At 70.9% G+C, this 9,460-nt stretch carries 7 protein-coding genes; 5 read left to right on the plus strand and 2 right to left on the minus strand.

Going from position 1 to position 9,460, the window contains the following annotated elements; translation table 11 throughout:
* Positions 1-172: 172 nt before the first annotated feature.
* Entirely contained in the window at positions 173-1,600 is a 1,428-nt protein-coding gene (locus WA805_RS02700; protein ID WP_422286789.1) for an FAD-linked oxidase C-terminal domain-containing protein, read from the minus strand.
* A 45-nt stretch (positions 1,601-1,645) separates the two neighbouring features.
* Positions 1,646-3,241 (minus strand): malate synthase A, encoded by a 1,596-nt coding sequence (gene aceB / locus WA805_RS02705; RefSeq protein ID WP_422286786.1) that lies wholly within the window; start codon positions 3,239-3,241, stop codon positions 1,646-1,648.
* A 589-nt stretch (positions 3,242-3,830) separates the two neighbouring features.
* On the opposite strand from aceB, the gene WA805_RS02710 reads away from it, so the two are divergent.
* The 5 genes from WA805_RS02710 to hflX all read left to right on the plus strand — a co-directional run.
* A complete protein-coding gene (locus WA805_RS02710) occupies positions 3,831-6,047 on the plus strand; it encodes a HelD family protein (protein ID WP_424560964.1) in 2,217 nt (738 codons plus the stop codon).
* A 421-nt stretch (positions 6,048-6,468) separates the two neighbouring features.
* The gene (locus WA805_RS02715; RefSeq protein WP_422278497.1) at positions 6,469-7,098 is read left to right on the plus strand and encodes a TetR/AcrR family transcriptional regulator; all 630 of its coding nucleotides are present in this window, start codon (positions 6,469-6,471) and stop codon (positions 7,096-7,098) included.
* 3 nt (positions 7,099-7,101) lie between these two features.
* A complete protein-coding gene (locus tag WA805_RS02720) occupies positions 7,102-7,557 on the plus strand; it encodes an acyl-CoA thioesterase (RefSeq protein WP_422278499.1) in 456 nt (151 codons plus the stop codon).
* Entirely contained in the window at positions 7,538-8,506 is a 969-nt protein-coding gene (locus WA805_RS02725) for a patatin-like phospholipase family protein (protein ID WP_422278501.1), read from the plus strand. The genes WA805_RS02720 and WA805_RS02725 overlap by 20 nt, the downstream gene beginning before the upstream one ends.
* Positions 8,507-8,610: 104 nt before the next feature.
* The coding region (hflX, locus tag WA805_RS02730; RefSeq protein WP_425241570.1) for a GTPase HflX at positions 8,611-9,460 on the plus strand (850 nt) is incomplete at its 3' end.

Genomic DNA, 9,460 nt, shown 5'->3' on the forward strand with positions numbered 1-9,460 from the left:
GCCGCGACGCGCAGCACGGCCGCCGCCTCGCCGGTGCTCGCGGGCAGCGCCACGAAAGCGGGCACCAGGCCCTCGCCGATCGCGTCCGCAGCAGCGCCGTCACGCACGTCCGCGCACGCCTCGGCAAGCGCCTTGGCTACGGAGTCGGCCGCGTACGTTCCGGATGAATGCATTAAAAGATCTCCACACCCGCAGCCGCGGCAGGGTGGGCACCGCGGCGCGGGCCCGGGACCTCGCCGCACAGCCGCGGGGTCGGGAAGATCTTGCCTGGGTTGCACAGGTTCGCCGGGTCGAAGGCGCACCGGACCAGCTGCATCGTGTCGAGGTCGGCGGGGCTGAACATCTTCGGCATGTACTTCGACTTGTCGATCCCCACGCCGTGCTCGCCGGTGATCGACCCGCCGTACTCGATGCACGTGTCGAGGATCGCGCCGGACAGCACCTCGGCGGCCTCCGTCTCGGCCGCGGAGGCGTCGTCGTACAGCACCAGCGGGTGCAGGTTGCCGTCCCCGGCGTGGAACACGTTCGCCACCCGGATCCCGGCCTCCTGCGACAGCGCCCAGATGCGCGCCAGCACGTCGCCGAGCGCGGTCCGCGGCACCACGCCGTCCTGCACGATGTAGGCGGGGGACAGCCGCCCGACGGCCGCGAACGCGGACTTGCGGCCGGCCCAGATGCCGGCCCGCTCGACGGGGTCGTCGGCCGCCCGGATCTCGCGGGCGCCCGCCTTCTCGCACAGCGAGTGGACGGTGGCCAGCTCGGCCTCGACTTCCGCGGCGGGCCCGTCGAGCTCGACGAGGAGCACCGCGGCGGCTCCCTCCGGGTACCCGCAGTGCACCGCGGCCTCCGCCGCCTCGATGGACAGCGCGTCCATCATCTCGATCGCGGCGGGCACGATCCCGGCGCCGATGATGTCGGAAACCGCGCGGCCGCCCGCCTCCAGCGAGTCGTAGGCGGCGAGCACCAGGTGCACCGCCTCGGGCGCCGGCGTCAGCTTCACGATGATCTTGGTGGCGATGCCGAGCGTGCCCTCCGAGCCGGTGAACGCGCCGAGCAGGTCGTAGCCGCTGACGACACCGGTGCCGTCGCCGAGCCAGGTCAGCTCGCCGGACGGCGTGACGATCTCGAGCCCGAGCACGTGGTTGACGGTGAAGCCGTGCTTGAGGCAGTGGGCGCCGCCGGAGTTCTCCGCGACGTTCCCGCCGACGGAGCAGACGACCTGCGACGACGGGTCGGGCGCGTAGAACAGCCCGTACGACCGGACGGCCTCGGTCACCGAGAGGTTGGTCACGCCCGGCTCGACGACCGCCCGGCGGGCGACCGGGTCGACCTCGAGGACGCGGCGCATCCGGGACATGACGATCAGCACGCCCTCGGAATGCGGCACCGCACCGCCGGACAGGCCGGTGCCGCTGCCGCGCGCCACGAACGGGACCCCGTGCTCCGCGCACAGCGCGACGACTCCCGCGACCTCCTCGGCGGTGCTCGGCAGCACCACCAGGGCGGGCGTGGCGCGGTGCGAGGTCAGCCCGTCGCACTCGTAGGTACGCAGCTCCAGGGGGTCGGTGATCACATTCGGGGCGCCGCAGATGTCCGTCATCCGCGGGATCAGCGCTCCGGCATCGGCCACAGCAGCACCCCTTCCCTACGGCATCCGTTCGTACGCGGGGAGCGTGAGGAAATCGCTGAACGAGTCGGCGAGCGCGACCTCGGTGAACAGCGCGACCGCCTGACCGTACCTGGCCGCGTCGAAGCTGCCGCCCGCCAGCTCCTGGATCTTCACGAGCTCCTCATCGATCATGCGCTCGACCACGTCCTTTGTCACGAGGGGGCCGTCGTCGAGGATGACGTCGTTGTGGATCCACTGCCAGACCTGGGAGCGGGAGATCTCCGCGGTGGCGGCGTCCTCCATCAGGTTGAAGATGGCGACCGCGCCGTTGCCGCCGAGCCAGGTGGCGAGGTACTGGAGGCCGACGCTGATGTTGTTCCGCAAGCCGGCCTCGGTGATGCCGCCGGGCGTCTTGGACACCGCGAGCAGGTCCTCGGCTGTGACGGCCACCTCGGGGCGCTGCCTGTCGAGCTGATTGGGCTTGTCGCCGAGCTTGGCGTCGAAGATCTCCTTGCAGACCGGCACCAGGTCGGGGTGGGCGACCCAGGAGCCGTCGAAGCCGTCGTTCGACTCGCGCGTCTTGTCGTCCCGCACCTTCGCCATCGCCACCTCGTTGACCTCGGGGTCGCGGCGGGACGGGATGAACGCGGCCATGCCGCCCATGGCGTGCGCGCCCCGCTTGTGGCAGGTCTGCACGAGCAGTTCGGTGTAGGCGCGCATGAACGGGGCGGTCATGGTGACCGCGTTGCGCTCGGGGAGCACGAAGTCGCGGCCGCGGGTGCGGAACTTCTTGATGATGCTGAACAGGTAGTCCCAGCGGCCCGCGTTCAGGCCGGCGCTGTGGTCGCGCAGCTCGTACAGGATCTCGTCCATCTCGAACGCGGCCGGGATCGTCTCGATCAGCACGGTGGCGCGGATGGTGCCGCGCGGGATGCCGAGGAAGTCCTGGGCGATGGTGAACGCGTCGTTCCACAGCTGGGCCTCGTGGTGCGATTCCGTCTTCGCCAGGTAGAAGTAAGGGCCCTTGCCCTTGTCGAGCTGCTTCTGCGCGGACGCGACCATGTAGAGCGCGAAGTCGGTGAGGCTGCCGGAGGCGCGTTCGCCGTCGATGAGGATGTGCTTCTCCGGCAGGTGCCAGCCGCGCGGCCTGACGACGATCGTGGCGAGCTCGTCATCGGGCCGCAGCGCGTACTCCTTCCCGCCCTGCGTGAAATTGATCGTCCTGTCCAGCGCGTCCTTGAGGTTGAGCTGGCCTTCGATCATGTTCGACCACAGCGGCGTGTTGGCGTCCTCGAAGTCGGCCAGCCAGACGTTGGCGCCGGAGTTGAGCGCGTTGATCGTCATCTTCTTGTCGGTAGGCCCGGTGATCTCGACCCGCCTGTCGACCAGGCCGGCCGCGGGCGGCGCGACCCGCCAGGTCGTGTCCTCGCGGATGTGCGCGGTGTCCGGCAGGAAGTCGAGCATCGCCCCGCTGCTTAGCTCCGCCTGCCGCCGGCGGCGCGCGGCGAGCAGCTCCGCCCGGCGGGTGCCGAGCGCGTCGTGCAGCGCCACCAGCAGTTCCAGGGCCTGCGGGGTCAGGATCTCGTCGTAACGGTCTCCTGCGGGCCCGGTGATCTCCACGCGCTCAGGCATTCTCAGCTCCTCCCAGCTATGGCTGTCCATCCTAGGCACCCAGCCGGGCCCCGCCCAGGCCGGCTACTCATCCGGCCGCGCAGCAGCCCGGCCTCGTGAAATCCGTGGCGTTCCCGTTGTAATAGTCACGGGAACGCCACGGATTTACTCAGAGCTATAGCGCGACGTTTTCCCGCTCTCAGTTTCGGATTCGCAGGCGCATTTACGGCTGACGCGAACGCCGCGCCCCGTCCGCCATGCGCGGACTCTGGCACCCGGCTTCGGCGGGAGCGATAACGGCGGCCGGACGTTCCCTGGCGCGCTGGTCCGTGAGCCACCCGCGCGGCCGTCTTGTGTTAAGCTTGACAATCTCTGCGCAGGTAGGAAAATGCCAAATAACGCTGGCATAAGGAGTATAACAAGCAAAATGGCATTTCGTCAAATGCAAAGCGATGCCGGCGAAGCCAAAAGCGCCAGCGACGGCGATGCCGGTATAGACGGTATAGCAGCCATTAACGGCCATTCCTCTGCTGCGCCCGACGTGGCGGACAGAGCGGACGGAGCGGATACCCGCCCCTCCCCGGTCCGGGCAGAACAGGCCTACGTCTCCATGCTCTACGCCCTCCTCGACGAGGCGCGCGAGCGCAGCGAGCAGGCGCTGCGGGAGGTCCGCGCGCAAGGCGCCCCCGGCGGCACGCACCAGGCGCGGCTGGAGCGCGACGTCTCCGCCGCCGAACACGAGCGGCGCCTCACCCAGCTCGCCAACACCGAACGCGGGCTGTGCTTCGGCCGGACCGACGACGAGAACCAGGCCACGCTGTACATCGGCCGCATCGGCCTGCGCGACGACGACTACGAGCTCAAGCTGATCGACTGGCGCGCCGCCGCGGCGCGCCCCTTCTACGCCGCCACGCCGCGCAACCCGGAAGGCCTGGTCCGCCGCCGCCACATCTACACCAGGCGCCGCACGGTCACCGGCCTGGACGACGAGGTGTTCAACCTCGACAAGCTCTCCGACACCGACAGGCTGAACCTGTCCGGCGAGGCGGCGCTGATCGCCGCGGTCAGCAGCGCCCGCACCGGCCGGATGGCCGACGTGGTGGCCACGATCCAGGCCGAGCAGGACCGCGTGATCAGGTCGGACCTGGCCGGCGTGCTCGTCGTCCAGGGCGGCCCCGGCACCGGAAAGACGGTCGCCGCCCTGCACCGCGCCGCCTACCTGCTCTACACGCACCGCCGCGCGCTCGAGCGCCGCGGCGTCCTCGTCATCGGCCCGAACGCCACGTTCCTCCGCTACATCAGCCAGGTCCTGCCCAGCCTCGGCGAGACCGACGTGGTGCTGCACACCCTCGGCGACCTGTTCCCCGGCGTGCACGCGACGGACACCAGGGACCCCGCCGCGGTCGTCAAGGGCGACGAGCGGATGACCGGGGTCCTGCGCCAGGCGGTCCGCGACCGGCAGCGGGTGCCTAAGCAGGACCTGACCGTCGACGCCGACGGCACCGGCATCCCGCTGCGCCGCGCCGCGATCCTGCGCGCCCGCGACCGCGCCAGGTCGCTGCGCAGGCCGCACAACGTGGCCCGCAAGCTGTTCGTCACCGAGCTCCTCACCGAGCTGGCCTGGTCCGAGGCCCGGGTGCTCGACCGCCCGTTCGACAAGGAGGACGTGCCCTACGCCAGGGAACGGCTCTGGGACGAGCCAGGGGTCCGCGCCGCGCTGGACAGGCTGTGGCCGCCGCTGACACCGCAGCAGCTGGTCGCCGGCTTGCTGGGGTCCGCGCAGGCGATCAGGTCCGCCGCCGGCTCCGTCCTCTCTCATCCGGAACGTATGGTGCTTGCACGTCAGGCCTCCCCCGCCGCCTGGACGGTGGCGGACGTCCCGCTGCTCGACGAGGCCGCCGAGCTGCTCGGCGTCGACGATTCCGAGCAGCGGGCGGCGCGGCGCGCGCTGGAACGGGCGCAGCGCCTCGAGGCGAAGTACGCCGCCGAGGTGCTCGAGATCACGGACATCGCCGATCTCGGCATGATCGACGCGGAAACGCTCGCGGCGTGGAACAGGGACAACGGCCCCGCGCTGGCCACCGCCGAGCGTGCCGCGGCCGACCGGTCCTGGGCCTACGCCCACGTGATCGTCGACGAGGCACAGGAGCTGTCCGCGATGGCCTGGCGGATGGTGCTGCGCCGCAACCCGGTCCGGTCGCTGACCGTGGTCGGCGACGTCGCGCAGACCGGCTCGCCCGCCGGCGCGACGTCGTGGCGGCAGATGCTCGACCCGCTGCTGCGCGGCCGCTGGCGCGAGGAGCGGCTGACCGTCAACTACCGGACGCCGACGGAGATCATGACGGTCGCGGCGGACGTGCTCGCCTCCGTCGCGCCGGACGAGCGGCCGCCCGAGTCGGTCCGTTCCGAGGGCGTCCCGCCCCGCGCTGTCCACGTCTCGCCCGGTGACCTCGCTGCCCGGGTCGCCAGGATCGCCAGGGACGACCTGGCCGAGATCGGCGGCCCCGACGCCGGACGGCTGGCCGTGATCGTCTCCGATGCCCGTGCCGCGGACGTCGCCGCCGCGATCCCCGAGGCCGTGCCTGGCGACCAGCCCGAGTCGCTGGACGCGCCGGCCGCCCTGCTCACGGTCACGCAGGCGAAGGGCCTCGAGTTCGACCGCGTGGTACTCGCCGACCCGGCCGGCATCACCGCCCAGTCCCCGAACGGCGGCCACGACCTGTACGTCGCGATCACCCGCGCCACGCACCGCCTCACGGTCGTCTACGACGGCGAACTGCCCAACTCGCTCCGCGCCCTGCACCAGGCCGAGGCTCCCGCCAGCTAACGCCTTCGCTGCTTGACACGCTTAGCCCCCGGGATGACTTAGGGCGCGAAAATGACCTAAAACAACCACAAACCAGACAGAAAACGTACCGTTTCGCGCCCTGCCCTCCGGGACGGCCCCCGGCGAGGGCGCGGCGGCCGGCCTGAGCCCGCTGATTTCATGATCACGAAAGAAAAGTACGCGCATAGGAGATTTTTCTTTCGTGATCATGCTCAGCGCCGCGGCTGAGGTCTTCGCCGGCCCGGCCGTCATAAACCCTGGCCCTTCAGCCCCTGTAAGTCGCGGCACGCACCCAATCCGAAAGTGGCCGCCCGCCCGTCTCCGATCGTCCGTCCGCCCAGCGCGACCGTCTCCAGCTGACTCGGCCCGATCCCCAACAAACTAACCGACCGGTCGGTCTTATTTATGGTACGCTGGCCACATGGCTGACGGGAGGGTCGCGCGCGGCGCGCGGACACGGCTGGCGGTGCTCGATACGGCGGTAGCACTGTCCTCGGTCTATGGTCTGGACGCGATGTCGCTGGCCAGGCTGGCCGACGAGACAGGGATCAGCAAATCGGGCCTGTTCACGCACTGGCCGGACAAGGAGATCTTGCAGCTCGCGATCGTCGAGCACGCGGTGCGGCAATGGACGGACGAGATCGTCACGCCGGCGCTCGCGATGCCGCGCGGCGTGCGGCGGCTGTGGGCGCTGCACGAGGATCGGCTGGCCTACTACACGTCCCGCGCGCTGCCCGGCGGCTGCTTCTTCGTGGCGAGCCGGGCCGAATTCGACGACCGCCCCGGCCCGGTCCGTGACGCGCTGACGACCGCCATCGACACCTGGTGGGATTTCCTCCAGCGCTCGGCGGAACAGGCAGTCGAGCTCGGCGAGCTCCGCCCGGACACGGACGCGGCGCAGCTCGCCTTCGAGATCGACGCACTCGGCGAAGGCGCCGTCACGTCCGCTCGCCTGCACAGCCTCGAGCAGGGCGCGGTGTTCGCGCGCCGCGCCGTGCTCGACCGGTTGCGCGCCCTGTCACCAACGCCGCACCTGCTACCCGGGGAGTAACCGATGGAAGGCGTCATAGAGCCGGTCATGGTCCACTTCGAGGACCTGGACGCAATGGGGGTCGTGCACAACGGCCGTTACGTCCTGCTGCTCGAGCGCGCGCTCGCGGCGTACTGGACCCGGGCAGGCTGGGCGTTCGACCCGGCGTCGCCCAGCTTCAAGGACGTGTTCTTCGTCGTCAGGGAGTTCGCCATCACCTACCACGTGCCTATCACCCGGGTCGGCCCGGTCCATGTACAGCTCTGGATCGATCACCTGGGCAACACCAGCGCGGTGTACGGGTTCCGGGTGCTGTCGGCGGATGAGACCGTCACGTACGCGGAAGGGCGCCGGGTGCAGGTCCGGCTCGACCCCGGCACGCTCCGCCCGGCGGTGATCGGCCCCGAGCTGCGCGAGGCGTGCGCACCGCTGGTGCGGGCAACGGCTAGCGTAGGACTCGATGCGCGCACCGGCCGGTAAAGAGACGACTGACGTCCTGCGGGTACTCCGCGAGCGGCTGCGCGCGGGCAGCACACCGGGAAACCGCACCGACGGGCTGCGTGTGGCGCTGTCCATCGAGGGCGGCGGGATGCGCGGCGCGGTCTCGGCGGGCATGGCGCTGGCACTGCACGAGCTTGGCCTGGTGCCGGCGTTCGACGCGGTGTACGGCGCGTCGGCGGGCGCCATCACCGGCGCGTGGCTGCTCAGCTCCCGTCCCGAGGGCCTGCGCGGCTGGGCGGAGCCGGACTACGCCAAGGAGCTGATCCGCTGGCAAGCGGTGCTGCGCGGCCGCCCGGTGGTGGACATCCGCGCGCTGATCGAGGTGGTGTACCAGACGCGGTGGCCGATGGACTTCGAGTCGGTGCTCGCCAGCGCGGTTGAATACCACCCGCTGGCGACCGACGCGGTGACCGGTGCCTCCACCGACCTGCGGCCGCTGATCGGTGATCCCGCGGAGCTGCGGCTGGCGCTGCGGGCGAGCGCCTCGCTGCCGTTCCTCGCGGGCGCGTCGGTGCAGCTGCGCGACCGGCGGTTCTACGACGCAGGGGTCGCCGAGTCGATCCCGTTCCGTACGCCGCTCGCCCAGGGCGCCACGCACTTCCTCGTGCTCCGCTCCCGCCTCCCGCTCACCGTGGCCGCGAGAGCGGACGGCGTCCCGGTGCCCCGCCCGCCGCGTTCGATCCGGCTGCTCGCCCGCACCACGCTGCGCAAGGAGTCGCCCGAGCTGCGCGCGGCGCTGCTGACCCGCGGTCGGCGCACGGCCGATGACATGGCGCGCATCGCCGAGCTGGAAGGCGAGGGCCGCGCGCTGACCATCCGCCCGTCCGCGTCGACTCCGCCGGTCAGCCGCCTGACCACCGACGGCGCCACGCTAGCCGCCGCCTTCGAAGCCGGCCGCAAGGCCGCCCACGCGGCGCTCAGCGGCTGACGACCGTTGCGGCCGGGCACATTCCGCCGCTGCCCGGTGTTATTAAGGTGACTAGTCTTCACGGCGGTGGCACCATCGGGGAGACGGCAGAAGCTTGGAGGACGATGACGACAGCTTTCAGCGAGTGGACCGAGATGTCCGCCGCTACGGGGGAGCTTGACCTGGAAGACCGGCACGCGCTACGGCGCGTCGCGGGGCTCTCGACCGAACTCACCGACGTAACCGAAGTCGAATACCGTACCCTGCGCCTGGAGCGGGTGGTGCTGATCGGGGTCTGGTCCGACGGCACGCTGACCGGCGCGGAGAACTCGCTGCGCGAGCTGAGCCGGCTCGCGGAGACCGCGGGGTCCGTGGTGCTCGACGGTCTCATCCAGCGGCGCGGCCGGGTCGACCCGGCCACCTACGTCGGCTCGGGCAAGGCCACGGAGCTGGCCGGGATCGTGGCGGCGACCAGCGCCGACACGGTTATCTGCGACGGCGAGCTGAGCCCCAGCCAGCTGCGCAGGCTTGAGGGCGTGGTCAAGGTCAAGGTGATCGACAGGACCGCGCTGATCCTGGACATCTTCGCCCAGCACGCCAAGAGCCGCGAGGGCAAGGCCCAGGTGGAGCTCGCGCAGCTGCAGTACATGCTGCCGCGGCTGCGCGGCTGGGGTGAGTCGCTGTCCAGGCAGGCGGGCGGCCGGGTGGCCGGCGGCGGCGGCATCGGTACCCGCGGTCCCGGTGAGACCAAGATCGAGACCGACCGGCGCCGGATCAGGACGCGGATCTCCAAGCTCCGCGGCGAGATCGGCACGTTCAAGGTCGGCCGCGAAGTGCAGCGCGGGCAGCGCAGGCGCAACGCCGTGCCGTCCGTGGTCATCGCCGGGTACACCAACGCGGGCAAGTCCAGCCTGCTCAACGTGCTGACCGGCGCGGGGGTGCTGGTGGAGGACGCGTTGTTCGCCACCCTGGACC

The sequence above is a fragment of the Trebonia sp. genome, from assembly GCF_049794275.1.
In the GTDB taxonomy this organism is placed as follows: domain Bacteria; phylum Actinomycetota; class Actinomycetes; order Streptosporangiales; family Streptosporangiaceae; genus Trebonia.